We start from the raw sequence: 25,372 nt of genomic DNA, 5'->3' as shown, positions 1-25,372 counted from the left end.
CTCCGTGTCGCCGGGTGGCGGGCCGAGCCGAGTGGTGTCGTAGTGGCGGCCGGTGTCCGGTGTGCAGGGAGCGCGCTCGCCGTTCGCGTCGATGTGATGCGGGACGCGGCGGCGAGTGGATCGCCGGATACCGAGCCCTCGAACTCACTCCGACCTGATCGGCGCCGCCGCAGCGTGAGCGCTCTCCGGCGAGTGGTGAGTCGGCCTGGCGCCGGTCCGGCCCACCACTCGGATGTCGTGTTGTCGACGACGGGCGATTACGGGGTGGCGGGTGCGCCGCCGCCATTGCTCGATCCGAGCGCCAACCCCTCGTACAGCGCTATCCACAGCTCCATCAACGGACCGCACTGGAGATTGCAGCCGACTTCGGACGACCCCGCCACCTGACTCGCCTGCGCGGGCACGGTGGTCGACGGCCCGGCGACGGCCGAACCCGCGGCCACGAGCTGGCCCGGGAAAAGTAGCGCGCCTGCCAAGGCCAGTCCGGTGATCGAACGCTTCATGTGATCCTCTTCATGTCGTTTGTCCCCCGACGTGCGCCTTTCGCACCAATCGAAAATTACCGGCTGGAAATTGCATTGCGTAGCCCCGGATTCCAGGGTGTAACAGCGGAGCACGCACGCCCGATCGCTTGCCGCTGTCGGGCGTGCGAACCACACCTGCGAGTCGCGTTCGACCGTGTTGCAGCGCTTTGCTTCCACTTCGACCGCTGACCCGCTCAGGCTGTGTGTGTTTCGCCTGAGCGGGGCGGTCTGCGTGGTGACGCTGCGCTTCCACCCCGCCCGCTGACCCGCTCAGGCTGTGTGTGTTCCGCCTGAGCGGGGCGGTCTGCGTGGTGACGCTGCGCTTCCACTCCGCCCGCTAACCCGCTCAGGCGGCGACCTCGGCGGGTTCGGCGAACTGCGTGCGGTACAGCTCGCTGTATCGGCCTTCGGCCGCGAGGAGTTCGGTGTGGGTGCCCTGCTCGATGATCCGGCCGTGCTCCAGCACGACAATCAGGTCGGCGGCGCGGATGGTGGACAGCCGGTGGGCGATCACCAGCGCGGTCCGGCCTTCCAGTGCCTCGGTGAGGGCTTCTTGCACCGCGGCCTCGGAGGTCGAGTCCAGGGAGGCGGTGGCCTCGTCCAGGATCACCAGGCGCGGTTGCTTGAGCAGCAGGCGCGCGATGGTGAGGCGCTGGCGTTCGCCGCCGGAGAGGCGATAGCCGCGTTCGCCGACCACGGTGTCCAGACCGTCGGGCAGCGATTCGACGAGGTCGCCGAGGCGGGCGCGGCGCAGTGCGTCCCACAGTTGCGCCTCGTCGGCTTCGGGGCGGGCCAGCAGCAGGTTGGCGCGGATGGTCTCGTGGAAGAGGTGCCCGTCCTGGGTGACCAGGCCGACGGCGGCGCGCAGCGAGCGGGCGCTGATACCGCGCACGTCGACCCCGTTCAACCGCACCGCACCGGAATCCACGTCGTAGAGTCGCGAAACCAGCTGCGCGATGGTGGATTTGCCCGCACCGGAGGACCCGACCAGCGCCACCAGCTGTCCCGGCTCGGCCCGCAGCGTGATGTCGTGCAGCACGTCCACGCCGCCGCGTGTGTCCAGCGTCGCGACCTCCTCCAACGAGGCGAGCGACACCTTGTCCGCCGAGGGGTAGCCGAAGTGCACGCCGTCGAGCTCCAGCCGCACCGGGCCGTCCGGCACCGGCACGGCGTCCGGCGCGTCCTCGATGAGCGGCTTCAGATCGAGCACCTCGAAGACCCGCTCGAAACTGACCAGCGCCGCCATGATCTCCATGCGCGCGCTGGCCAACGCCGTCAGCGGCGCGTAGAGCCTGGTCAGCAGCAGCGAGAGCGCGACGACCGCGCCCGCGTCCAGTCTGCCGGTCAGGGCGTACCACCCGCCGAGGCCGTAGACCAGGGCGACGGCCAGCGCCGACACCAGGGTCAGCGAGGTGACGAACACCGTCTGCAGCATCGCGGTGCGCACACCGATGTCACGCACCCGCCCGGCCCGTGCGGCGAACTCGGCGGATTCCTGCTCGGGCCTGCCGAACAGCTTGACCAGGGTGGCGCCGGGAGCCGAGAAGCGCTCGGTCATCTGGGTGCCCATGGCCGCGTTCAGGCGCGCCGCCTCCCGCTGCATCTCGGCGAGCCGATGGCCCATCCGCCGCGCGGGCACCACGAACACCGGGAGCAGCAGCAACGCCAGCAGGGTGATCTGCCAGGAGATGGTGAGCATCACCCCGAGCGTCAGCGCCAGCGTGACGAGATTGGTCACCACGCCGGAGAGGGTGTCGCTGAACGCGCGCTGGGCGCCGATCACGTCGTTGTTGAGCCGGCTCACCAGGGCACCGGTGCGGGTGCGGGTGAAGAATGCGACCGGCATCCGCTGCACGTGGTCGAACACCGCGCGCCGCAGATCCAGGATCAGGCCCTCGCCGATCCGCGCGGACAGCCAGCGGATCACCAGCCCCAGCCCGGCGTCGGCGACGGCGAGCGCGCCGATGGCGGCGGCCAGGATCACCACCACGCGCGGTTCGTCCGCGCCGACGATGCTGTTCACCACTCGGCCCGCCAGCACCGGAGTAGCCACCGCGAGCAGCGCCGAGACCACGCTGAACAGCAGGAACACCCCGATCCGCCGCTGGTGCGGTCTCGCGAAACGCAGGATCCGCGCGGCGGTGGCGGCACGGAACGGCCGACGCTCGTCAGGTGCGTTGGCCTGCTGATACATCTGATGCCAGGCCACGGATTCGATGCTCACGTCTACTCCCTCTCGACCACGCTCATTCCACCCCAGGCCACCGACACTAGAACCTCAACCATTCTCGAGATCAAGCCCAATTATCGGCTGTTTCCGATGGAACAGTGCGGTGTTCGGCCGAACAGCGCCGCCACCTGCCGAACACCGAAGCGTCCGGCCCGGAGAGCGGCGGTGGCTCACTAGGCTGAGGGGGGTGAGCGAGGAACAGCTGTTCGCGGCGTTGCGCGCCGGGCTCGACGGCGAGGTCGACACCTCGCCGCGCCGGCGCGCCGAGTACTCCTCCGATGCATCCAACTACCGGGTGCCGCCCGCCGCCGTGGTCTTCCCGCGCGGTGACGAGGACATCGCCGCCACCCTGGCCTTCGCGCGGGAGAACGGCCTGTCGGTCACCGCCCGTGGCGCGGGCACATCGGTGGCGGGCAATGCCGTCGGTCCCGGCGTGGTCCTGGACTTCAGCAGACACATGAACCGCGTCCTCGATCTCGACGCCGAGCGTCGCGTGGCCCGGGTCCAACCCGGCGTCGTGCTCTCGTCCCTGCAACGTCTGGCCCGCCCGCACGGTCTGCGCTTCGGTCCTGACCCGTCGACCCAGGACCGCTGCACCCTCGGCGGCATGATCGGCAACAACGCCTGCGGACCGCACGCGGTGTCGTGGGGCCGCACCAGCGACAACATCGTCGCACTGCGCGTCCTCGACGGTCGCGGCTCGGAACGGGCCCTGGCAGCCGACCTGTCGGTCGTGCCAGATCTGCCCGAATTCACCGGCACGCACCTGGCGTTGCTGCGCACCGAATTGGGTCGCTTCGGCCGTCAGGCCTCCGGCTACGGACTCGAACACCTGCTGCCCGAACGCGGCCGCGCGGTCGCCAAGGCCTTCGCGGGGACCGAGGGCACCTGCGGCCTGCTGCTCGACGCCGAGCTCCGCCTGGTCCCCCTCCCCGGCGCGACCACGCTGACCGTGCTCGGCTACCCGGATATCGCCACCGCCGCCGACGACGTGGCCGCGGTGATGTCCTGCGACCCGATCGCCGTCGAAGGCATCGATTCCCGCCTGGTCGACGTGGTGCGCGCGCACCGCGGCGCGGTGCCCGACCTGCCGCGCGGCGGTGCCTGGCTGTTCGTGGAGACCGGCGGAGCGACCGCCGACGAGTCGCGTGCGGCCGCGCGCCTGCTGTGCGGCGCCGCGCACGCGCTCGAGTCCAGGATCGTCACCGATGCCGCCGTCGCCGCGACTCTGTGGCGGATCAGAGCCGACGGCGCGGGACTGGCCGGCCGCACCGCGCAGGGCACCCCCGCCTGGCCGGGCTGGGAGGACGCGGCCGTCCCGCCCGAACGCCTCGGCGGCTACCTGCGCGAATTCGCCGCGCTCACCGCCGAGCACGGCATCGACGGCCTGCTCTACGGTCACATCGGCGACGGCTGCATCCACGTCCGCCTCGACCTGCCGATCGCCGACGCGCCCACCCGATTCCGTGCCTTCCTCTTCGACGCCGCCGAACTCGTCGTGCGCCACGGCGGCTCGCTGTCCGGCGAGCACGGCGACGGGCGGGCCCGTTCGGAACTGCTCTCCGTCATGTACCCGCCGCCCGTCCTGGCCGCGTTCGCCGAATTCAAGGCACTGTTCGATCCGGAGGGCGTGCTCAATCCCGGTGTGCTGGTCGAGCCGAACGCCGTCGACGCCGACCTGCGGGTGGCGGGTGTGGCGCCGCTGCCCTCGGCGGGCGGTTTCGCCCTCCCGCACGACGGCGGCGACCTGGCCACGGCCGTGCACCGCTGTGTCGGTGTGGGCAGATGCCGGGCGGACAACCGGCAGGCGGGCGGCTTCATGTGCCCGTCCTATCTGGCCACCGGCGACGAGAAGGACAACACCAGGGGACGCGCCAGGGTGCTGCAGGAAGTGGTGCGCGGCGCGCTGCCGGTGACCTCGCCGGCCGTCGCGGAATCGCTGGACCTGTGCCTGTCGTGCAAGGCCTGCCGCACCGATTGCCCGGCGGGCGTCGACATGGCCGCCTACAAGTCCGAGATCCTGTACCGGCGGTATCGTCGCCGCCTGCGCCCCGTCGACCACTACACCCTCGGGATGCTGCCGCGCTGGCTGGCGTCCGCCACCAGGACGCCCCGTCTCGTCAACGCGCTGTCCAGCCGGAAGATGTTGCGCCGCTGGGGTCTACGCGCGGCAGGTCTGGATCCGCACCGCCCGGTGCCCCGCCTGGCAGACCGGTCCTTCCGGCGTGCCCGGCGGGTTCGGGGGAACGGGAACACCGGCGCACCGACGGTGATGCTCTGGCTCGACACCTTCACCGACGCCTTCGCCCCCGAGATCGCCGACGCGGCGGTGCGGTTGCTGGAATCGACCGGTCACACCGTGATCATCCCGGGCAAGCGCGTCTGCTGTGGCCTGACCTGGATCAGCACCGGCCAGCTCGACGGCGCCCGGGCCCGGCTGCGCGCCACCCTCGACGCCCTCGACGACCATGTCCGAGCGGGTGGTCTCGTCGTCGGATTGGAACCCTCCTGTACCGCCGCGCTACGCGCCGACCTGCCCGAACTGCTGCCGGAGGATCCTCGCGCCGCGCGGGCCGCGCGAGCGGTGCGGACTCTCGCCGAATTCCTCGCCGAACAACCGGGCTGGCGTCCGCCGGATCGGTCCGGGCGCTCGGTGGTGGTCCAGCCGCACTGTCACCAGCACGCCGTGCTCGGCTTCGCCTCCGATCGCCAGCTGATTGCCGACACCGGCGCCGACGTGGTCGAGATCAGCGGATGCTGCGGACTCGCCGGAAATTTCGGCATGCAGGCGGGCCATTACGACATCTCCGCGCGGATCGCGGGCGCCGGCCTGCTCCCCGCGCTGGCCCAGGCCGGAGAAGCCGCTGTCTTCCTCGCCGACGGCTTCTCCTGCCGAACCCAGGCCGCCCAGCTCGCCGGTCGTAGCGGCACACATCTGGCCCAGTTCCTGGCCGGACCCGATCCCCGCGTGGCTCAGAGCCCGAACGGCAGCGTGCCGGGCGGGATCTGGTAGCCGGAGCTGCCCGCGGAGACAGCGCCCCATGCGCCGAGCAGCCAGTTGAGTGCGTTGGTGATCATCAGAACCTCCGTTGTGCCAGCTGTTTGCCGATTGCCGGAAACATCGGCGCGCCGATGATGCCTGTTACGTGAGTTCCGCGATACGGGTATCGCCCGGACGTCCATCGATCCGCGGTCGGGGCCGCAGCGCACAATGGACCGGTGCGTACATCGACCACACCGGCGATCGAGGGCGGACGATCCCGGACGGTCGTCTCGTCCCGGCCCGTCGACCTCGCGCACACCCTCGCCCCGCTGCGGCGCGGCGCGGGTGACCCGTGCACTCACCGTGACGAGGCGGGCGGGCACTGGCAGGCCAGCCGCACGACCGCGGGCGCCGTCACCTACCGGCTCACCCAGGCCGGTCCGCGCACCGTGGCCGCGCGCGCCTGGGGCCCGGGCGCGCGGGCCTTCCTCGACGACCTGCCCGCCATGCTCTGCCTGGACGAGAATCTCGACGACTTCGCCCCCGAGCACCCGCTCATCGGCGACGCGCACCGCAGACACCCCGGCCTGCGCATGTTGCGCACCGGCCGGGTCTTCGAAGCGCTGGTCCCCTCGGTTCTCGAGCAGAAGGTGCATACCGTCTCGGCGCTGGCATCGTGGCGAAAACTGGTGCGGCAGTACGGAGAAGCCGCGCCGGGCCCGGCGCCGGCGGGCCTGCTGCTGCCGCCCACACCCGAGACCTGGCGGCGGATACCGTCCTGGGAGTTCCACCGTGCGGGTGTCGGTCCGCAGCGGGCCCGCACCATCGTGCGTGCCGCGGCGATCGCCGACTCCCTGGAACGCACCGCTGCACGCTCACCCGCCGAGGCCGCCCGAATGCTGTGCAGCGTCCCCGGTATCGGGGTATGGACCGCCGCCGAGATCGCCCAGCGTGCTTTCGGCGACGCCGATGCCCTCTCCGTGGGCGACTACCACCTGGCCGCGATCGTCGGCTGGACCCTGCTCGGCCGTCCGCTCGACGACGAGGGCATGGTCGAATACCTCGAACCCCTACGCCCGCATCGTTATCGGGTGGTCCGCTTGCTCGAGATCAGCGGTCATGCGCGCAAACCCAAGTTCGGACCGCGTACCCCGCTGACCGATCACGCCTGGCACTGATCTCGGCCGTCGCGCGAGCGAACCCGCGCGACGGCCGTGCCTGATCAGATGCGCAGTGCGCGTTCGTCCAGAACGCACTTGCCCGCTTCGACCAGCGTCGCCCTGGCGCGACGTCGCACCAGGCACCGGTCCACGGTGCAGTCCAGATGGAGCTGCATCGCCGAATGTGCCTGCGTGGTGGTCATGATTCCGGGATCGCGACCGCAACTGAGCAGCCCGGACGACCACATCCCCTGCATCGCCATCTGCATCACGCCACCGCCGCGTCGGTGATCATCGACGGTGGCGATGGGACATCTGACGCTGTGACATCTTCAGCCATGACTCCTCGTTCCCGCGTGCGATCGGTTGACGCGCCCGGAGAGTGCCACGCGCGCAAGGACTGTCGCACGCGAGTTCCGAGCACACTTCCAGCACACCACTTGTGCGGCGCGTCGGCGGGCGGCTCGCGGGAGATCCGTGAGATTTAGCGCGAATTCCCAGCACGTCATCCATTCTGGAGTGCAGGATTGTCCATATCGGATGAACGCGCCCGGAATCCACACGCCGTGGATCCACACGTCTCGAATCACACAGGTCGGTAGCACGAGCACTCGAGCGACATCGTGGGGAACCGAGCTCGCAGGTCCGCCCCGCGATCGCCCTCCGGCCGAGCCGGAGCAGGAGAACGGAGCGATGACGGTGACACCGAGTTCGACACGAGCACTCCTGGATTCAGCCCCCTCGACAGACGCGGCGTCGACGATCGCCCGTCGGCAACTGGGTCGCTACCTACGAGACTGGCGTACCCAGGCCGGCCTCACCATCGCCGACGCCGCGCGGTTGATGGAGTGGGGAGCGACCACCCTGCAACGGCTGGAGAAGGGCCAGGCCGATCGTCTGCGCACTGTCGACATCCAGGAGCTGTGCCGGATCTACGGCATCCCGGACGAGGCCAGGGAAGCGCTCGCCGGTCTGGCCAAACAGCGTCCGGGTAACGCTTGGTGGCACGCCTTCGGCGAACTGATCCCGGCGAGCTTCGACGTCTACGCCGGCATCGAGGCGACCGCGCGGGAGCTGTTCTCCTATCAGTCCGAACTCGTCCCCGCTCCGATGCAGACGCCGGATTACGCACGGGCGCTGCTGCGGCATATCTCCGCCGAGGTCGACGAGGAGGAGATCGAACGCCGGGTGCATACGCGGATGCAGCGGCAGGCGGCGCTGACCAGGAAGGTCGCACCGGTGCACGCCGACGTCGTGGTGCACGAGGCGGTGTTGCGCCGGATGGTCGGCGGCCCGAAAGTCATGGCCGGACAGCTGCGGCACCTGGCGGACCTGAGCACGCGCTCGACCATCGGAGTGCGGGTGCTGCCGTTCGCCGCCGGCATGCCGCTGGGCGAACCGACCGGCCCGTTCACCGTGTTGTGCTTCGACGGCGAGGGGCGCGGCAAACGGGCCGATCCGCCGATCGTGCACGTGCCCGGCTTCACCGGCGACCTCTACCTCGAGCGAGGAGTCGACGTGCAGCGCTTCCTCGCCGCCCACGAATGTCTGCGCCGCTGCGCACTGGACGTGCAGGCAGGCAGACGGTTGCTGCGCGAACTCGCCAAGGACTACACCTCCACACTGTGAGCGGTCGGCCGACACACGGTGCGGGAGATCACGAAACGACGCAGGTTCGGCAACAGAACGGGTTTACCCAGGCCGCCTGCGGGTAATCACACCACATGGACCGTGGAATCAAGAATTATCACACACGGTACCGTAAATTGCGGCCCGGCGACTGGGTGGAATGGCTCATTGTCGCGTTGCTTTTCTCGGTGTCGGCGGTGGGCGTCTTCATGTTGACCGGATCTTTTCTGCCCGCCCTGGTCGTGGGTGCGCTGGTGTGGATGGTGGCGCTGGGAGTCGTCGCCACCATCTAGTTCCGCCCACCCTCTCAGCGCCGAAAAAGCTTGTTGCCCAACCAGACCAGCGGATCGTACCGGCGATCGGCGACCCGCTCCTTGAGCGGGATCAGCGCATTGTCGGTGATCTTGATGTTTTCCGGGCACACCTCGGTGCAGCACTTGGTGATATTGCAGTAGCCGAGTCCGTGTTCCTCTTGGGCCTGCTGCCTGCGATCGGCGACGTCGAGCGGATGCATTTCGAGCTCCGCGATACGCATGAGGAATCGCGGCCCGGCGAAAGCCTCCTTGTTCTCCTCGTGATCACGAACCACATGGCAGACGTTCTGGCACAGGAAGCATTCGATGCATTTCCGGAATTCCTGCGACCGTTCCACATCGACCTGCTTCATCCGGTACTCGCCGGGCGCCAGCCCGGGGGGCGGCGTGAAGGACGGGATCTCGCGGGCCTTCTGGTAGTTGAACGACACGTCGGTGACCAGGTCGCGGATGACCGGGAAGGTGCGCATCGGCGTGACGGTCACCAGTTCGTCGGTGGTGAACGTCGACATCCTGGTCATGCACAGCAGCCGGGGCCTGCCGTTGACCTCCGCCGAGCACGACCCGCATTTGCCCGCCTTGCAGTTCCAGCGCACCGCCAGATCGGGAGCCTGGGTGGCCTGGAGTCGGTGGATGATGTCGAGCACCACCTCGCCCTCGTTCACCTCGACGGTGAAATCCTCCAGCGCACCGCCGGTGTCGTCACCGCGCCACACGCGGAACTTCGCCTCGTATCCCATGACTAGCTCTCACCTTCCGCATCGGATCCCGTCTCCGCACCGGCCGGATGGCCGACGAGTTCGCCCGAGTCGTAGTACTTCTCGAGTTCGCCGAGATCGAACAGCGCCAGCAGATCGGCGCGCATCGGAATCTGGTCCTCGGGCACGACCCGCACCGGCGGAGACACCGGGTCGGCGGCGGCCCCGGCATCGATCGAGCAGACCAGCAGCCTGTTCCGCCACGCCGGGTCCATGCCCGGATGGTCGTCGCGGGTGTGCCCGCCGCGGCTCTCGGTGCGCAACAGTGCCGCCCGCGCGACGCATTCGCTGACCAGCAGCATGTTGCGCAGGTCGAGGGCCAGGTGCCAGCCGGGGTTGAACTGCCGGTGTCCCTCGACGGTGACGCTGCCGAAGCGCGCCCGCAATTCGGCGAGCCGCTCCAGCGCCTGCTCCAGTTCGTGCTTCTTGCGAATGATGCCGACCAGGTCGTTCATCACCTGCTGCAGATCGGTGTGCAGGGTGTACGGATTCTCGCCGCGGCCGTCGGCGGGCGGATCGAACGGCGCCACCGCGATGCGGGCCGCGTCGGCGACCGCGTCCTCGCGGACGTGCGGTCGTCGGTCGAGCCCCTCGACGTAGGCCGCGGCCCCCAGACCGGCGCGCCTGCCGAACACGAGCAGATCCGACAGCGAATTGCCGCCGAGCCGGTTGGAGCCGTGCATACCGCCGGAACACTCACCCGCGGCGAACAGGCCGGGCACCGTCGCGGCACCGGTGTCCGGATCGACCTCGATGCCGCCCATGACGTAATGGCAGGTCGGCCCGACCTCCATCGGCTCCTTGGTGATGTCCACATCGGCCAGTTCCTTGAACTGGTGATACATCGAGGGCAGCCTGCGCCGGATCTCCTCGGCGGGCAGCCGGGAGGCGATATCGAGGTAGACCCCGCCGTGCACGGTGCCGCGCCCGGCCTTGACCTCCTCGTTGATCGCGCGGGCGACCTCGTCGCGCGGCAGCAGGTCGGGGGTGCGGCGCGCGGAATCGTTGTCCTTCAGCCACTGGTCGGCCTCGGCCTCGGATTCGGCGTACTGGCCCTTGAACACCGGGGGGATGTAGTCGAACATGAACCGCTTGTCGTCGGAGTTCTTGAGGACCCCGCCGTCGCCGCGCACGCCTTCGGTCACCAGGATGCCCTTGACGCTCGGCGGCCAGACCATGCCGGTCGGGTGGAACTGCAGGAACTCCATGTTGATCAGCGTCGCCCCCGCGCGCAGCGCCAAGGCGTGCCCGTCTCCGGTGTACTCCCAGGAGTTCGAGGTGACCTTGTAGGACTTGCCGATGCCGCCGGTGGCCAGCACCACCGCGGGGGCTTCGAACAGTACGAACTTGCCGGATTCGCGCCAGTAGCCGAAGGCGCCGCAGATGCGCCCTTCGTCGGTGAGTAGTTCGGTGACCGTGCACTCGGCGAAGACCTTGATCCGGGCCTCGTAGTCGCCGGTGGCCGCGAAATCCTCCTGCTGCAGCGCGACGATCTTCTGCTGCATCGTGCGGATGATCTCGAGACCGGTGCGGTCGCCGACGTGGGCCAGGCGCGGATAGGTGTGCCCGCCGAAGTTGCGCTGGCTGATCCGGCCGTCGGGCGTCCGATCGAACAGCGCCCCATAGGATTCCAGCTCCCACACCCGCGCGGGCGCCTCCTGGGCGTGGAGTTCGGCCATGCGCCAGTTGTTGAGGAACTTGCCCCCGCGCATGGTGTCCTTGAAGTGGGTCTGCCAGGTGTCCTTCTCGTTGGCGTTGCCCATCGAGGCCGCGCAGCCGCCTTCGGCCATCACGGTGTGCGCCTTGCCGAACAGCGATTTGCACACCACCGCCACCGAGAGGCCGTGCTCGCGCGCTTCGATCACCGCCCGCAGTCCGGCGCCGCCCGCTCCGATGACGACCACGTCGTAGTTGTGCCTTTCGACGGCGGTGTGCCGTTCGCCGGCGGTGTGCCGTTCCTCTTCTGGCATAGCTGGGGATACTCCTGAAGCCGGGGCGGGTCAGTTGACGAACCGCAGGTCCGAGATCGTGTCGCTGGCGACCAGCAGCACGTAGAGGTCGGTGAGCACGAGAGTGCCCAGAGTGATCCAGGCCAGTTCCATGTGCCTGGTGTTGAGCCTGGAGACGAAAGTCCAGAATCGGTAGCGCACCGGATGCGCGGAGAAGTGTTTGAGTCGGCCGCCGGTGATGTGCCTGCAGGAATGGCACGACAGCGTGTAGGCCCACAGCAGGGTCACATTGCCGAGCAGCACGAGATTGCCCAGGCCGAAACCGAATCCGCCGCCGGAGCCGTGGAAGGCCGAGAGCGCGTCGTAGGTGTTGATCAGCGAGATGACCAGCGCCACATAGAAGAAGTAGCGGTGCGCGTTCTGCACGATCAGCGGCAGCCTGGTCTCGCCGGTGTAGCGCTGGTGCGGTTCGGCCACGGCGCAGGCGGGCGGGGCGAACCACACCGAGCGGTAGTAGGCCTTGCGGTAGTAGTAGCAGGTCAGGCGGAAGCCGAGCAGGAACGGCAGCACCAGGAAACCCAGCGGAATCCACATGGGCAGTTCCGGGAACGGTGTGCCGAAATGACTCGAACCCGGCACACACGAATCGCTCAGACAGGGCGAGTAGAACGGCGTCAGGTAGTGGTACTCCGGCACCCAATAGGCCGTTCGGACAAAAGATCTGATCGTCGCGTAGACCACGAAGGCGCCGAGTCCGAGCACCGTGAGTAGTGGCGGCACCCACCAGCGGTCGGTGCGCAGGGTGCGCGCGGCGATTCGGGCCCTGGTCTTGCTGAAAACGCCCGTCCCCGTGGGGACAGCGGTCGGTGCGGCACTCACGGGAGGACGCCTCGCTGATTCGCTCGGCGGGCGGAGATCGATGTCGTCGCGGGAATCCGTGCCGTCTGGAGTATCGATGCCGACCGCGCTCTGGATGTGATGCACAGCACCTTACGTCAGTGGGACTATGGCTCGAGGGTGGTCTCGGCCATATCGGGTGGGTGCGCCGCCTATGATTTGCGCCACACAATCGCGGCCCGGCTCACGTGCGAAATGGGTTCCGCAGATGTCACGTCTTCGCAACATCGGCGTGGTCCCCTTTCTCCAGCGACACCTGCTGACATGCGTGGACATATGTCAGCGCACTCCGGAATCCACCCGGGTAAGGAGAGACCGACCATGAGAAGAGCCGCGATCGTGGCGCCGGTTCGCACCCCCAGCGGGGTCGACGGCGGTGCGCTGTCGAGGATGCCCGCCCCGTGGCTGGCGTCGACGGTGCTGTCGGCGGTCATCGAGCGTTCGGGTATCGAGCCGTGGCGTATCGAGGACGTCGCGATGGCGTGTTCGCGCGTGGGTTCGGCGTCCGGCCCCGACCTGGGCAAACTGGCCGCCCGGGATACGGGGCTGCCGTTCGCCGTGCCGGGTTTCGTCACCGACCGGCACAACGGCAGCGGACTGCAGGCGGTGATCACCGCGGCGATGATGGTGCAGACCGGCGCGGCCGATGTGGTGGTGGCGGGCGGCGTCGAGGCGGGCGGCGACGGGACGGGCGGATTCGGGCAGGCCGGTTACCCGCAGCGGGGCCGGGGACCGGTCGGCCAGGGACCGCGCGGTGTGGGGCAGGCCCGTCAGTGGCAGGGCGGCTCAGCGCAGGCGGGCCCAGGACCAGCCGGTGACGGCCGAAGCGGCGAGGGGCCGGGCGGTTACGGACCGGGCGGCGGTTACGGACCGGGCGGCGGTTACGGACCGGGCGGCGTCGCCCACGGCGGTTACGGACCGGGCGTTCACCGGCACGCCGGTGAACGCCGAAGTGGTTACGGGCCGAGCGGTTTCGGACAGCGGGCATACCCGCAGGGCGGCTACGGCCCGGTCGGAGCGCGACACGGCGGCGGAGTCGTGGGGGGCGCCCGGGCGTGGTCGTCGTCCTCGATCGATCTGGTCAATGCCGAGGAGGTGGCCCGCTACTACGGCATCACCCGGGCCGAGGCCGACGAGTTCGCGGTCGCCAGCCATCGCAAGGCCGCCAGGGCGTGGCGGCAGGGATGCTTCGGCGCCGAGGTGGTCAGCGTGCGCGCGGATCGGCCCGAGTACGGCATCGCTTCCGACGACACCGGCGGGCACCGGATACTGCGCGACGAGGGCGTCGACGGCGAGATGTCCACGCACACCCTGGCCGCGCTGCGGCCGCTGTTGTCCGACGGAGTGGTCACGGCGGGCAATATGAGCGCGCACCGGCACGGCGCCTCGGCCTGCCTGGTCGTCGCCGAGGACCGGCTCGAGGAGTTCGGGCTCGAGCCGATGGCTTACCTGGTGGGCTGGGCGGCGGCGGGCAGCGATGTCGACACCGCCTCGCTCGGCGCCGCGCCCGCGGTCGCGAAGTTGCTCGGGCGCACCGGATTCGGCATGGACGACCTGGATCTCATCGAGGTCAACGAAGGATTCGCGGTGGAGGTGCTGGCGCTCGCGCGGGAGTGGGATCTGGATCCGAACGACCGGCTCAACGTCAACGGTTCCTCGATCGCGCTCGGTCATCCGGTCGGCGCGACCGGCCTGCGGATCATGACGACGATGCTGCACGAACTCTCGCGGTCCGGCGGTCGGTACGCGCTGGAGGCCATCGCGCTCGGCCACGACCACGGAATCGCGGCACTGTTCGAATCCGCTGTCGCGCCGCCGCAGGTGCAGGCGCCCGCGGGCGCGCGATTCCACGGAGCCGCTCCGAACAAGCGCGCCGGCAAGCACCGGGTGGCCGGCGCGCGCAACAAGTGGCAGCAACGTTCCTGAGCGCCGGATCCGGGACTTCAGACTGTGACGTCGCCGGCCTGGCGCGGTGGATCCGGCCCGCATCGCGCGACGCCGAGCGATGCGGGCCGGGCCGGCGCGGTCAGGTGGTGCGCGGTCGGGAGTGGAAGCCCAGTCCCTCGTCCTGTGCGCCCATCCAGGCCGCTTCGTCGGACTTGCTGTCCGGGACATAGATGGTGTTCTGCGCCCTGCGCGTGATCTCCGGCGGCGGGGCCTGCTCGAACTCGTCGGCGTCGATGGTGAGCCGCTCGAGATCGTTCTCCAGCCGGCGCACGGTATTGGCGTCGCCGTAGTGGGTGCGCAGTGCGCCGATGGATTGCCGGAGCTGGTTGACCGCAAAGCGCAGTTCCGCGATATCGCTGCGTGTCATCGATTCCTCCTGTGTTCCTGGCGGACGTGCGGACCCGGATCGGGGGCGTTGCCCCGCGGGGTACCCGCAGGCCATGCATCACCGGGTCGTGTGACCCACCACACAACGTGATCTACAACACAGTACCCGAGAAGCGCTGTCCAGTCCCGGGAAATCTTCGACCGTGCCAATTGCCTGAAATTCGCCATAACCGTCTCGCGGGCCGTAGCGAACGGGTCCGCCGCCCCGAGGGCGCCGGAAACCGATTGCTGTCCGGTCGCCTCGGCTATCCCGCGATGGCGAAATCAGTGGTGCCGCCGGTATCGCGCGTGACCGCGATCCGAGTGCGCGCGACCAGCCGGGCGATGGCCCCGGCCACCTCGTCCGTGCGCTCCCCGATCACGCTGTGGCTGCCGCCCTCCACGCGCACCAGCTCGCAGTCGCCGAGCTGGGAGGCCAGCACCACCGAGTGCGCGAACGGCACCACGATGTCGGCCGAGCCCGCCAGCACCAGCGTCGGCACCGCGCCCAGCCGGTGCAGTCCCTCGATCTCGTCGAAACGGATGAGCGAGGTGAGGAAACCCGCCATGGTCAGCAGCGGAGTCTCGTTGAGCATCGTGGTCGCCACGGCGAGCAGATGCGGGCTGATCGTCCTGGTGCCCGCACTCGCCTCCCGCATCAACGGCTCGAACAGGTGCCGGGAGAACCGTTTGGAGGCCTGCATCGCCCGCGGCGCGTGCCGGACCGCGGTCTGTAGCGACATCACCGTATAGCGGTGCAGGAACCGGCCGAGGCCGACATCGGTGAGCCCGGTCGCCGCACCGGCGATCAGGCCGACCCCGACCACTCGGGTGCCGATGGCCTCGGCGAACAGTCGCGAGTACGCCAGCAGCACCATCGCGCCCATCGAATGCCCGACCAGCACGATCGGCCCGGTGGGCGCCACCGCGCGCAGTACGGCGTCGAGATCGCGGGCGAGCTGGTCGATGGTGTAGGTGGCGGGGTGACCTTCGTCGGACTCGCCGTGACCGCGATGGTCGTAACAGATCATCCGGGCGTCATCGCCCCATCGCGCTCGTAGTCGCGCGCACAGCAGCGACCACGACTGCGTGTGCAGGCAGTGGCCGTGGGCGAAGACCAGCGTCAGCGGCGCGCTATCGGGGCCGAACACCCGCGCCGCGAGCGCGACCCCGTCGTCGGCGCGGACCGTGACGAGCCTGCTGTCCGGGTCAAGGGCGGCGCGGGCGGGGGCGGTCTCCACGGCGCGGGTGGGGGCGGTCTCCACGGCGCGGGCGGGGGCGGTCTCGGCGGCGCGGGAGAGATCGGGCGCGGCGGCGGTGCCGAAGGATGCGGCGCCGAGGGCGGCGTCGGAGGAGGCGGTCCGTGATGCGCCGGTGCGGAATACGAACATGCGATCTCCCAGTGGCGTGAGCCCCCGGGGTGGGGCGGTGTGCCGGGATGTCGATATCCATTGCCGTCCCGTTAGCCGCTCTAACCGGCTGTTACGCACATGATGCGCAACCGATCCCGACCCGCTGTCTGCGGGTGGGGCTCTCCGGTTCGATCGCGTTCTCTACGGATATCTGGAGTAGAACCTAGACATCATTAGAAAGTCCTCGCCTAGGGCTCGGATGGCATTGTCTGCCGATATCTAGCGATTTCGCTAGCAAGCCGAATATTCCACTGGTGGATCAGTATCGTCGCGACCGGCCGAGTGGTTCGGCCCGTAATCCTGTTCGAGACCGCCTGTTCGACTCGGATTCACACGCCGCGCAGGTAGCGGCCGAAATGCGGGACGGTGAAGCCGATGGTGCCGCGCTCGGCGGAGTAGATCAGCCCCTTCTTGATCAGCCCGTCGCGGGCCGGGGACAGCGAGGCGGGCTTGCGACCCAGTTCGGCGGCCACCGCCGCGGTCGCCACCGGACCGTCGTCACCGGACAGGTCGGCCATCGCGCGCATGTACTCGCGTTCGGCCGGGGTGGCGCGTTCGTAGCGGGAGCCGAAGAACCCGACCGCCAGCTCTTCCTCGGCCGCGGGGGCGGCGACCTCGACGTCCTCGGCGGTGATCGGGCTCTCCGGCGCCTGATCCCAGGTCGCCTTGCCGTAGGCCTGCACGAAATACGGATAGCCGTCGGCCTTGCGGTACAACGCTTCCAGCGCCTCCTCGGTGAACTTCACCTCTTCGCGCTCGGCGGGCGCGAGCAGGGCCTGGTCGGCGGATTCGCGGTCCAGCCGATCGATGCGGTGATAGCTGAACAGCCGCTCGGAGTAACTCTTGGAGGCCGAGAGCACGGCGGGCAGGTGCGGCAGGCCCGCGCCGACCACGATCAGCGGCGCGGCATCCTGGCTGAGTGCGTGGCAGGCGCCGCAGATGGCGGAGATGTCGGCGGGCCCCAGATCCTGCATCTCATCGATGAAGATCGCCATCCCCACGCCGATGTCACCGGCCAGTGCCGCGGCCTCCTCGAGCAGCTCTACCAGATCGATTTCGATGTCGCCGGAATCGGCCCGGCCCGCCACCGCGGGCACGTCGATGCCCGGCTGCCAGCGATCGCGCATCCCCTTGTCGGCGGTGGCGCGCAAGGCGAAAGCCTTGAGAATGCCGAGGAAGTCGTCCACCCGCTCGGGATTGCGGTGCGACATGGCCACCGCCCTGGTCGCCATGTGCAGCGCCGAGGACAGCGGTCTGCGCAACTCCTGATCGGGCCTGGCCTCGATCTTGCCGGTGCCCCACCCGCGCGAGATCGCCGCCGAGCGAAGCTGATTGAGCAACACCGTCTTGCCGACGCCGCGCAGTCCGGTGAGCACGACACTGCGTTCCGGCCTGCCGCGCGCGACCCGTTCCAGCACGATGTCGAAGGCCTGCAACTGCTTGTCGCGCCCGGCGAGCTCGGGCGGGCGTTGGCCGGCTCCTGGTGCATACGGGTTGCGCACGGGGTCCATGCCCCGACACCGTAGCGCGTGCGAACAGCGAAATCTTCCGAAGTATTCGGCAAGTCGTAGATTTCGCTATCTTGTCCTTGTCGTCCCCGACACCAGGTACCGCCGCGCCGATCGGAGGCACATGTTCGAGGAATCCGTGTACGAGGACGAGGAATTCGTCCACGCAGAATCCGTCGACGACGAGATGGCGCGGCATGACGCCGCCGAGATGATCGAGGAATGGCGGGTGCCCGTGGGTGCGCGCCGGGCGCGGGTGATCAAGGCCGCCCTGCTCGGGGCGCTCCGACACCGAGGCGTAGGCCCGGAGCTGATCGCCGATATGGCCATCGGCCCGCTGGTCGAGGCGCTCGCCCAGGTCGAACTGGAGCTGGCCGACGCCCGGCGGCGCATCGACGAGCTCGAGCGCGCTTCGGCGGGCGCACCCGGGGCGGGGCATCAGATGCCGTAGCCGAGCGGCCCGGGATTGTCGAAAGCGCGGAAACACTACCCCGCTCCGCTGGACAAGCGCCGTCGGGCATCGTAATCTTCTCGTGACTTAGTGGAGGGTGTCACTTCGTAAGAGGAGGGCGCCACTGGGTCACCCGCCTTATCGGCTGTCGGGGCCACCGTGTACCGGCTGTCGTGCCGGGCCCACCGCGATCGAGGTGCGGGGCTTCAGTATTCGCCCCGAGCCCGACGGTGATCCGGTCGGCGGGGAATGCAGGAAACGATCGGAGACTCAGGTCGGTGGGTAAACACAGCTTGCAGCGGGAATCGCGCGTGCCGAATTCCGTGAAGGGTGCTCTTGTCATGGGTGCGGTCGCCGCCACCGGCGCGATGCCCGCCATCCCTGCCATGGCCGCCACCATCAACATTCCTGGCCTCGGCGACTTCGACGTCCCGGTGCCGCAGGAGTTCGAGCAGCCCGTCGAGCAGCTCGAGCAGCAGCTTCAGCAGGCCCTGGCCGCGCCGGGTGCGCCGCTGGCCGCGCCGCAACTTCCCCAGTTCACGATGCCCTCGGCGCCGTTCGTCCAGCAGACGAGCATCGGTGACATCGCCCTCGACGCCGCCAAGACCAAGGTCGGCGCCATGTACTCCTGGGGCGCGGCGGGCCCGTCCAGCTTCGACTGCTCGGGTCTGGTCAAGTGGGCCTACCGGCAGGCCGGAATCGAGCTTCCCCGTACCAGCTTCGAGCAGTCGCACGTCGGCGCTCCGGTGTCGTTCGAGGAGCTGCGTCCCGGCGACATCGTCGTGACCAACGGCGGCGGCCACGTCGGCCTGTACGCGGGCGACGGCAAGCTGCTGAACGCGGTCCAGTCCGGCCAGCCGGTGTCCTACACCCCGCTGCGCCCCGACATGATCGTCACCGCCCGCCGCATCGCGGACTGATCACCGGCAGCCCACAGGTACGGATGCCGCAGCGAGAGCAGAGCGCACCGACACAGGCCAGGGTGGATTCCTGGACATGGTCGGTGCGGCTGTTCCCCACTCGCTCGGCGGCGGCCGAGGCCTGCCGTGGTGGCCACGTCCGAGTCAACGGAGCCACCGCGAAACCGGCTCAACCCGTCCGTCCCGGTGACGAGGTGCGTATCCGCGTCGGCGGCCTCGAGCGCATCGTCGTCGTGGAGCGGATCGTCACCAAACGGGTCGGCGCTCCGATCGCCGCTCAATGCCTGATCGACCGCAGTCCGCCACCGCCCTCGAAAGAACTGCTCGCCGCCATGCCGCGGCGCGATCGAGGGTCCGGTCGCCCGACCAAACGCGAACGCCGCGAGACGGATCGGTTGCTCGGTCGCGACGAGAACTGAGCCGCGTGATCAGCCGAGCCGTCCGTGCTCACGTACCCGAGCCGGTCTCGTCGCTCACCAGAAGATGCGGTGCTCCGCTGCGCAATGCCTGGGTCAGAACGTGCGCGCCATGAGCCACCTGCGCCGGGTCGCTGTCGGTGATCGCCGTTTCGCCGCCGGATCGGCGGATCTCCCAGCCCAAGGCGAGCACCCGTCTTCGACGTGCCCCGGCCGCCAGCGCGTCCACGGCCGCCGATGCCGCGGCGTAGGCAGCCTGGTTCTGCGCGCCGAGCGCACCGGCCGCCGAGGAGAACAGCAGCACGAAATCGATCGGGTCCGCCGCAGTGAGTTCGAGCAGCCAGCGCGCGGCCTGCGCCTTCGGCGCGAAGAGTCGTGCCAGGTGCTCAGGAGTCACCGTGGCGAATCCGGCCTGCTCGAAATCCTCCGCGGCGTGCACCACGCCCCGGATGGTCGAGCCGTATTCGCGGATGTCGTCCAGCGCGCTCGCCAGTTCGGCCCGGTCGGCCACGTCGCAGCGCACCACCACGAACCGGTCTTCCAGGCCGTCGAGCGGCCCGGGGACCGGGCGCGGATCGCGGGTCAGGACGACGACATCGTGGGCGCCCGCGTCGAGCAACCACCGCACCGCGACCGCGCCGCGTCGCCCCAGGCCGCCGGTCACGACGTAGGTGCCGCCCGGGTCGATCGGCGGGGCGGGCGAGGTGACGGCCGGAGCCTGCCGGAACCGGCGCACGGCCAGCCCGTCGGCGCCTACCCGCAGGTCGTCCGCCCACAACACATCGGTCCCCGACTGGTTCGGCACCGACTCGCTCTCGCTCGGCACCAGGTCGTGCGGCACTGCGGCGTTCGGCATCGTGTCGTGCGGCGTCGTCTCGTTCAGTGGCAAGTCTTGCGGCGACGTGTCGTCCGGCCGCGGCGCGATCGGTGGAGGTTCGCTCGGCGCCGATGTGCCGGACCGCGAATTCTGCGGGGAATCAGGCGTTTCGGCGTACTGTGTGTCGACCATCGGCGTCCCTGTGCGCCTGCCGGACGCGTCGATCGTCACCAGGTCGGCGAGCATTCCCAAGGCGCGCGGATCGGCATCGGCCCAGATCACCCGGACGCGCCGCCGCGACTCCAGGCGAAGCGTGCGGGTCAGTGCGGCCACGCCCCAGGCGGTCGCCGCACCACCGCTGCCGCGCAGGGCCCGACGGGGCAGCACGACGGTCAGGCCCGCCGTTCCGGCCGCGGTTGCGGCGCGGGTGAGGACCTCATGGGCGCGGGCGAGGGCGGCAGCGGGGTGGGGTTCATCGCTGTCCGGCCAGACCAGCACGATCCCGGTGGTCGGATCCCCGGCCTCGGCGGCTGCCCACACCGCCTCGTCCGCAGCGTCGGGCGCCGTCGCGACGTGTTCGGTGGGGACGGTCGAGTCCGTCGAAAGAGCCAGGCGTGTGGCAGTTTCCGAGGCGCCGACGACCAGCAGCCGCCGAAGCCGAGACGGCGGGGTACCGTGCGTGCCGGTCGTCGCGGGCAGCCAGACCTGGGTACGGAACGGCGCGATCTCGGCCTGTCCGTCCTCGGAGGCCGCATCGCGTTCGGCGAAGACGATCCGCACCCCCGACAGTGCCAGCACCGGCACCCCCTCGTCGTCGGTGCCGACGACATCGCCGGTCACGGTGTCGGGCCCGCGTTCGCGCACGGTGGCATACGCGCGCGCGATCAGCCGCTCGGCGCCCGTACCCACCCACACCGCGGAGATGGCGGGCACGCTCGGGTAGGTCCGATCCGACAGATACTCCGGGGCGGCTGCGACCAGAAGGTGCACGCATCCCTCGACGATCGAGACCACGCTCGCCGCAACGGTTTCCACAGTGCCGAAGGCGTGGCCCCCGCCGACCTCCAGTCGGCCGAGCACGCGCCGGCGCGGACCGTATTCCAGCCGGTGCCTGCGCAGCATCGTGTAGAAGTTCGCGCCGCCGAGTTCGCGCATGCGATGCCGGGCCGAGCGGCCGGTATCGACCACCCGCATCCAGTCCACGATGTCGGCGGGCGCGGGACCCGACATCGGACGCGCCGACACCACGGTCACGTCCTCGATATAGGCGCGTATGCCGGCCGGACCGTCGTCGCGGCAGTCGACGGCGCCGAGCCTGTCCGGGGCGAGCCGTTCGTGCACGACGAAATCGGTCATCATCTCGGCCGGTGCGGCCAAGCGCAACACGGCGCGCACCCAGTAGCCGGTGGGCACGAGCGCGATCGCGCCGAGCGCGTGCTCGCCGGACTCCCCGGCATCCGTGGCGGCGGCACAGTCGGTGAGGAGCGGCAGCGGTGACCGGACCGGCGTGCGCCGCCACCGCCGCCGCGGGGCGGCCCCGGTGAACGGCCCCTGAGCGGACCACTCCACGAACCGGCCGTCGGCATACAGTTCGGCGAGCGCGAGCAGCAGCGCGCTCACCTCGTCGTCGCGGTCGCCGACGGGGTGGGCCGAATCCCGGAACTCCGGATACTCCCGAAGGTCGCTGGTGAGAACCGGATGTGCCGCGAACTCGAGTACTGTCCCGGCGCCGTCCCTCGCCGCCCGTTCCAGTGCGGCCGCCAACTGTACGGCGCCGCCGACGTCCGTGGTCCAGTAGCGGGTGTCCGGCACCTCCGACGAAAACACTCGTCCTGCCTGGACGGTGGAGTAGAACGGCAGTCGAGGCGTGGCGATCCCCCATTGGGCCGGGTGGGTGAGCCCATCGTCGGTTCGGTCGGCACTGCGGGTCGCCTGTGCCCCGCCCGCGTTCGTCCGAATGCTGCCCGTGCTCGCCTGTGCGTGGCCTGCGTTCGCCTGTGGGTAGCCCGTGTTCGTCTGCGCGTCGCCCGTACATGTCCGAGGGCCACACGTACTCGGCTGTGCTGCAAGCCCATCCGGGTAGGGTGGCATCGGAATCACCGAGTCGAAGCCGGTGCGTCGGACAAGCGTGACCTGTAGGCCGCGCCGCTCCGCACGGCGCGCGATGGTCTCCATTTGGCGCAGCTCACCGCGAAGCAGGATCGAGCGCGGGCCGTGCATCGCGGCGACGGTGACCGCCGGTCGCAGCGGCTCGATCAGCCGCGCCAGCTCATCGGGACCAGCGCTCACCAGTGCGCTGACCCGCTCGTCCGGCGGCGCGGCGGCGGCAGCCCGGGCCCGCAGGACCGCAAGTCGCGCCGCATCCGCCTCGGTCAGCATTCCGGCGACCACCGCGGCGGCGACCTCCCCGAACCCGTACCCGCACACCGCGTCCGGTCGAACGCCCCAGGATTCGACAAGTCGTGCGAGCGCGACTTGATGGACGAAACCCGCCAGCAGCCCGAGTTCGCGCTCGGCGCATCCGGTCGCTGGGGGATGAAAACCGAAGCGCGGCGTCCAGATTCGCGGACCGCCCGCTGTGACCACCGCGTCGGCGATCTCGTTCAGTGCCGCCGCGAACACCGGATACCGGGCGGCGAGCGCCCGCCCCAACCTGGCCGGCCGCTCGGCGGTGCCGGTGAACAGGAACAGCACCCGGTCGCGCCGCCGCGGCGTGCGCGGACCGACGATGCCCGCACCGAGCTCGCCCTGTGCGAGCGCCCGCAACCGGTCCCGTGCGTGCGTCGCGTCCGCGGCCAGCACCGCGCCCCGCGTGGCCATCGGGATCGAGCGGGTGGTCGCGGCGGAGAGTGCGTGTAACGCCGCGGACTCGGCGGCGCGATCGCCCTCGGGCGCGGCATAGCGCAGGTAGTGGACCAGCCGCATCGCCGCGTTCCCGAACTCACCGGCGTCGCGGCCGGTCACAGTGATCAGCACAGGCAGTTCCATCGTTCGCACAGACCGCCCGACACACGCGGGCCCTACAACGAGCGGTCCGACCCGCATCGATGTGCCTGGTCGGGATGTGCCTGGTCCGGATGTGCCTGGTCCGGTTGCGTCTGGCCCCGATGCGGTTGGTCGGGATGTGCCTGGTCCGGATGTGCCTGGTCCGGTTGCGTCTGGCCCCGATGCGGTTGGTCGGGATGCGGTTGGTCCGGATGTGCCTGGTCCGGTTGCGGCTGGTCGGGATGTGCCCGGCACGGACGCGCCTGGCATGAACATGCCCGGCTCGGTCCCGGGCCGGTCCGACGTGTCATCGGTCGGCCACGTACGCGCCCCGTCGGCGAGTGCGCACACCCGCTCGATCACCGACATCACCGACCGGGTCGCGGGCATCGTCACATGTGCGGGGACCGACCCCCGCGTGGGCGGCGATACGCTGGCATGCCGGGCGTCTGTCGCGGGATGGGCGTCGCCTGGGTGCCGTTCGCCTGCCCGCAGGGGAACGCTGCCCGCGGACCGTGAGGTGCTGGCAGGCCCTGAGCAATTCGCGGTCACGGATGCGCTCGGGGGCCTCGATGCGGTTGCCGGCAGCGAGCCGCCCGCGAGTCGACCGTTCGCGCCGTATCCGGGCGCGCCGCGCTGCCGAGATGCGTCGACGGGCCCGCGTTCGTGGGCACCCGCGACATCGGACGGCCGTATGCCCTGCCCACGCGGATCCGCTGCCGCGAAGTCGATCTCGGCGTATACCCGGCTCCCGGTACGCACCGCGTCGGCGAGCCGTTGCAGGATCAGCACACCACAGCCCGCCCGCCAGCGGATGTCGCTCCTCGGCACGGCGTCGGGCCGATCGGGCAGCGGTGACGCACTTGCGGGGGACGCCGCAACGCCACCGCGCCTGGGGCGGTCTTTCGCGACCCGCCGTACCTCGGCCACCGCACCGGTGCGCGAGGAACCGCCGATTCCGCCACCGGCACCCGCTTCAGAGGCGACTTCTACTTCTACCCCGGCGATATCGGCCCCGGTGTTTCCGCCACCGGCAATGTCGCTCCCGCCAATGTCGCTCCCGCGAATGTCGCTCCCGCGAATGTCGCTCCCGCGAATGTCGCTCCCGCGAATGTCGCTCCCGCGAATGTCGCCACCTGAGATGTCGCCACCTGAGATGTCGCCTTCAGCAATGTCGCCGCCCGAGATGTCGCCCCCCGCGATGCCGAAATCGCCCCTGACGATTTCGACATCGATCCCGGCGACGATCACGAACGGTACGGACGCGTCCTCGAAGGCGCGCGAGACGGCTTCGGCCCAGTCGGGTGCGCCGTCGGAGTTCTCCGATGTCGCATCGGGGCCGTGCAGGCCGAGCACGTGCGAGATCCGCTGAGCGATATCGCCGCTCGGGCGCCCGCGTCGGTATCCCGGCGCCGCGCCGACCGCGACGACGACTGCGGCGCCCGAGCCGCGCATCCGGTATCCGATACCCGCGTCGTCGATGGCCTCGATCACCGCCTCGAGCGCCACGCGCTGTCGGGGATCGAGGACGGCGGCCTCGGCGTCGGGCAGGCCGAACCAGGCGCTGTCGAACAGCCCGATGTCGGATCCACCGGGTGAGCCGTCGATAGGGGGCGCGGCGGCCGGTGCGTACGAGGCGGCGCGGTGTGACCTCTGCCGGAACTCGTCGAGATCCGCCGCGGCGGGCAGGCGGCAGCTCATGCCGATGACGGCCACCGGGGAACGCCGGGGCGGAGTGGGGTGGATGTCGGTCATCGCATCGTGCGGACCATGGGTAGCGCGCGGACCACAGGTGGGCAACAATGACACGGCGAATGCGGTGACGCCGGGGCAGCGGTCGGCACACCAGTGCGACCGCGGCTGCAGGTATCGCCTGGCCCGCCTACCGGACTCGGCCGCATCGCGTCCTCCCTCCCCGTCGCGGGCCCGCGGGCCCGCGGACGGTTCCACCCGCGATTATGCCGTATCCGCGGACCTGTCGGCACACGTCTTTCATTGTGCCCGTTGCCATTTCGTGACACGCCGCCGCGGCGGGACCACTCAGCGTGTCGTGCCGGCGATCCCGTTCGGCGCTACCGCGAGACGCGCTCATCGCCTACCGTCGGG

Annotated in this window: 19 protein-coding genes and 1 pseudogene; 8 read left to right on the top strand and 12 right to left on the bottom strand. The window is 69.9% G+C overall.

The window, feature by feature from the left end; translation table 11 throughout:
- Positions 1–257: 257 nt before the first annotated feature.
- Positions 258–503, bottom strand: a complete 246-nt coding sequence (locus IU449_RS19510; RefSeq protein WP_195003537.1) for a hypothetical protein — start codon at positions 501–503, stop codon at positions 258–260.
- Positions 504–870: 367 nt separating this feature from the next.
- A complete protein-coding gene (locus IU449_RS19505; protein WP_195003536.1) occupies positions 871–2,748 on the bottom strand; it encodes an ABC transporter ATP-binding protein in 1,878 nt (625 codons plus the stop codon).
- Between the two features lie 193 nt (positions 2,749–2,941).
- Here IU449_RS19505 and IU449_RS19500 point away from each other — a divergent pair, with 193 nt between their 5' ends.
- A complete protein-coding gene (locus IU449_RS19500; protein WP_324188331.1) occupies positions 2,942–5,767 on the top strand; it encodes an FAD-binding and (Fe-S)-binding domain-containing protein in 2,826 nt (941 codons plus the stop codon).
- Between the two features lie 206 nt (positions 5,768–5,973).
- The gene (locus IU449_RS19495) at positions 5,974–6,915 is read left to right on the top strand and encodes a DNA-3-methyladenine glycosylase family protein (RefSeq protein ID WP_195003535.1); all 942 of its coding nucleotides are present in this window, start codon (positions 5,974–5,976) and stop codon (positions 6,913–6,915) included.
- Between the two features lie 44 nt (positions 6,916–6,959).
- Here IU449_RS19495 and IU449_RS19490 read toward each other — a convergent pair whose 3' ends face one another.
- On the bottom strand, positions 6,960–7,100 hold the full coding sequence (locus tag IU449_RS19490) for a hypothetical protein (RefSeq protein WP_169333781.1): 141 nt from the start codon (positions 7,098–7,100) through the stop codon (positions 6,960–6,962).
- A 490-nt stretch (positions 7,101–7,590) separates the two neighbouring features.
- Between IU449_RS19490 and IU449_RS19485 the strand changes: the two genes are divergently transcribed.
- Positions 7,591–8,526, top strand: a complete 936-nt coding sequence (locus IU449_RS19485) for a helix-turn-helix domain-containing protein (protein ID WP_195003534.1) — start codon at positions 7,591–7,593, stop codon at positions 8,524–8,526.
- 155 nt (positions 8,527–8,681) lie between these two features.
- Entirely contained in the window at positions 8,682–8,819 is a 138-nt protein-coding gene (locus tag IU449_RS19480) for a hypothetical protein (protein WP_228805446.1), read from the top strand.
- A 14-nt stretch (positions 8,820–8,833) separates the two neighbouring features.
- Here IU449_RS19480 and IU449_RS19475 read toward each other — a convergent pair whose 3' ends face one another.
- From IU449_RS19475 to IU449_RS19465, 3 genes are read right to left on the bottom strand one after another with little or no spacing between them, the layout of a single operon-like run.
- Entirely contained in the window at positions 8,834–9,580 is a 747-nt protein-coding gene (locus IU449_RS19475) for a succinate dehydrogenase/fumarate reductase iron-sulfur subunit (protein ID WP_195003532.1), read from the bottom strand.
- A gap of 2 nt (positions 9,581–9,582) precedes the next feature.
- Positions 9,583–11,568, bottom strand: coding sequence for a fumarate reductase/succinate dehydrogenase flavoprotein subunit (locus IU449_RS19470; RefSeq protein ID WP_195003531.1), 1,986 nt, complete (start codon positions 11,566–11,568; stop codon positions 9,583–9,585).
- Positions 11,569–11,598: 30 nt separating this feature from the next.
- Complete coding sequence (locus tag IU449_RS19465; RefSeq protein ID WP_195003530.1) at positions 11,599–12,426, bottom strand: hypothetical protein; 828 nt, start codon at positions 12,424–12,426, stop codon at positions 11,599–11,601.
- Positions 12,427–12,765: 339 nt separating this feature from the next.
- Here IU449_RS19465 and IU449_RS19460 point away from each other — a divergent pair, with 339 nt between their 5' ends.
- On the top strand, positions 12,766–14,370 hold the full coding sequence (locus tag IU449_RS19460) for a hypothetical protein (RefSeq protein WP_228805199.1): 1,605 nt from the start codon (positions 12,766–12,768) through the stop codon (positions 14,368–14,370).
- 100 nt (positions 14,371–14,470) lie between these two features.
- Here IU449_RS19460 and IU449_RS19455 read toward each other — a convergent pair whose 3' ends face one another.
- The 3 genes from IU449_RS19455 to IU449_RS19445 form a co-directional block, all read right to left on the bottom strand.
- Entirely contained in the window at positions 14,471–14,758 is a 288-nt protein-coding gene (locus IU449_RS19455; RefSeq protein ID WP_195003529.1) for a hypothetical protein, read from the bottom strand.
- A 265-nt stretch (positions 14,759–15,023) separates the two neighbouring features.
- Positions 15,024–16,148 (bottom strand): alpha/beta fold hydrolase, encoded by a 1,125-nt coding sequence (locus IU449_RS19450; RefSeq protein WP_195003528.1) that lies wholly within the window; start codon positions 16,146–16,148, stop codon positions 15,024–15,026.
- Between the two features lie 350 nt (positions 16,149–16,498).
- Entirely contained in the window at positions 16,499–17,680 is a 1,182-nt protein-coding gene (locus IU449_RS19445) for an ATP-binding protein (RefSeq protein WP_195003527.1), read from the bottom strand.
- Positions 17,681–17,801: 121 nt separating this feature from the next.
- On the opposite strand from IU449_RS19445, the gene IU449_RS19440 reads away from it, so the two are divergent.
- From IU449_RS19440 to IU449_RS19430, 3 genes are all read left to right on the top strand, one after another.
- Positions 17,802–18,128 carry a hypothetical protein gene (locus IU449_RS19440; protein ID WP_228805197.1) on the top strand — a complete coding sequence of 109 codons (327 nt, stop codon included), beginning with the start codon at positions 17,802–17,804 and terminating at the stop codon, positions 18,126–18,128.
- 341 nt (positions 18,129–18,469) lie between these two features.
- Positions 18,470–19,048, top strand: coding sequence for a C40 family peptidase (locus IU449_RS19435; protein WP_067863513.1), 579 nt, complete (start codon positions 18,470–18,472; stop codon positions 19,046–19,048).
- A 23-nt stretch (positions 19,049–19,071) separates the two neighbouring features.
- Entirely contained in the window at positions 19,072–19,467 is a 396-nt protein-coding gene (locus tag IU449_RS19430) for an RNA-binding S4 domain-containing protein (protein ID WP_195003526.1), read from the top strand.
- Positions 19,468–19,495: 28 nt separating this feature from the next.
- On the opposite strand, the gene IU449_RS19425 is transcribed toward IU449_RS19430, so the two are convergent.
- The 3 genes and pseudogenes from IU449_RS19425 to IU449_RS29875 all read right to left on the bottom strand — a co-directional run.
- Entirely contained in the window at positions 19,496–23,257 is a 3,762-nt protein-coding gene (locus tag IU449_RS19425; RefSeq protein ID WP_324188330.1) for a KR domain-containing protein, read from the bottom strand.
- Between the two features lie 1,004 nt (positions 23,258–24,261).
- Entirely contained in the window at positions 24,262–24,498 is a 237-nt protein-coding gene (locus tag IU449_RS29880; RefSeq protein ID WP_416382198.1) for a pentapeptide repeat-containing protein, read from the bottom strand.
- 154 nt (positions 24,499–24,652) lie between these two features.
- Positions 24,653–24,967 (bottom strand): annotated as a pseudogene (locus IU449_RS29875) (beta-ketoacyl synthase N-terminal-like domain-containing protein); the annotation flags it as partial.
- Positions 24,968–25,372 lie beyond the last annotated feature (405 nt).

This window comes from Nocardia higoensis (genome assembly GCF_015477835.1).
GTDB lineage: Bacteria > Actinomycetota > Actinomycetes > Mycobacteriales > Mycobacteriaceae > Nocardia > Nocardia higoensis_A.
Note: the sequence above shows the minus strand (reverse complement) of the source record. Positions and strands in the feature narration are given on the sequence as shown.

What these genes read in the sequence shown, in the direction of transcription:
- IU449_RS19440 (WP_228805197.1), top strand. Translation starts at nt 17,802, where the DNA reads ATGTTCGAGGAATCCGTGTACGAGGACGAGGAATTCGTCCACGCAGAA.
- IU449_RS29880 (WP_416382198.1), bottom strand. Translation starts at nt 24,498, where the DNA reads ATGTCGAAATCGTCAGGGGCGATTTCGGCATCGCGGGGGGCGACATCT.
- IU449_RS19470 (WP_195003531.1), bottom strand. Translation starts at nt 11,568, where the DNA reads ATGCCAGAAGAGGAACGGCACACCGCCGGCGAACGGCACACCGCCGTC.
- IU449_RS19450 (WP_195003528.1), bottom strand. Translation starts at nt 16,148, where the DNA reads ATGTTCGTATTCCGCACCGGCGCATCACGGACCGCCTCCTCCGACGCC.
- IU449_RS19460 (WP_228805199.1), top strand. Translation starts at nt 12,766, where the DNA reads ATGAGAAGAGCCGCGATCGTGGCGCCGGTTCGCACCCCCAGCGGGGTC.
- IU449_RS19475 (WP_195003532.1), bottom strand. Translation starts at nt 9,580, where the DNA reads ATGGGATACGAGGCGAAGTTCCGCGTGTGGCGCGGTGACGACACCGGC.
- IU449_RS19490 (WP_169333781.1), bottom strand. Translation starts at nt 7,100, where the DNA reads ATGACCACCACGCAGGCACATTCGGCGATGCAGCTCCATCTGGACTGC.
- IU449_RS19430 (WP_195003526.1), top strand. Translation starts at nt 19,072, where the DNA reads ATGCCGCAGCGAGAGCAGAGCGCACCGACACAGGCCAGGGTGGATTCC.
- IU449_RS19445 (WP_195003527.1), bottom strand. Translation starts at nt 17,680, where the DNA reads ATGGACCCCGTGCGCAACCCGTATGCACCAGGAGCCGGCCAACGCCCG.
- IU449_RS19510 (WP_195003537.1), bottom strand. Translation starts at nt 503, where the DNA reads ATGAAGCGTTCGATCACCGGACTGGCCTTGGCAGGCGCGCTACTTTTC.
- IU449_RS19435 (WP_067863513.1), top strand. Translation starts at nt 18,470, where the DNA reads ATGGGTGCGGTCGCCGCCACCGGCGCGATGCCCGCCATCCCTGCCATG.
- IU449_RS19455 (WP_195003529.1), bottom strand. Translation starts at nt 14,758, where the DNA reads ATGACACGCAGCGATATCGCGGAACTGCGCTTTGCGGTCAACCAGCTC.
- IU449_RS19485 (WP_195003534.1), top strand. Translation starts at nt 7,591, where the DNA reads ATGACGGTGACACCGAGTTCGACACGAGCACTCCTGGATTCAGCCCCC.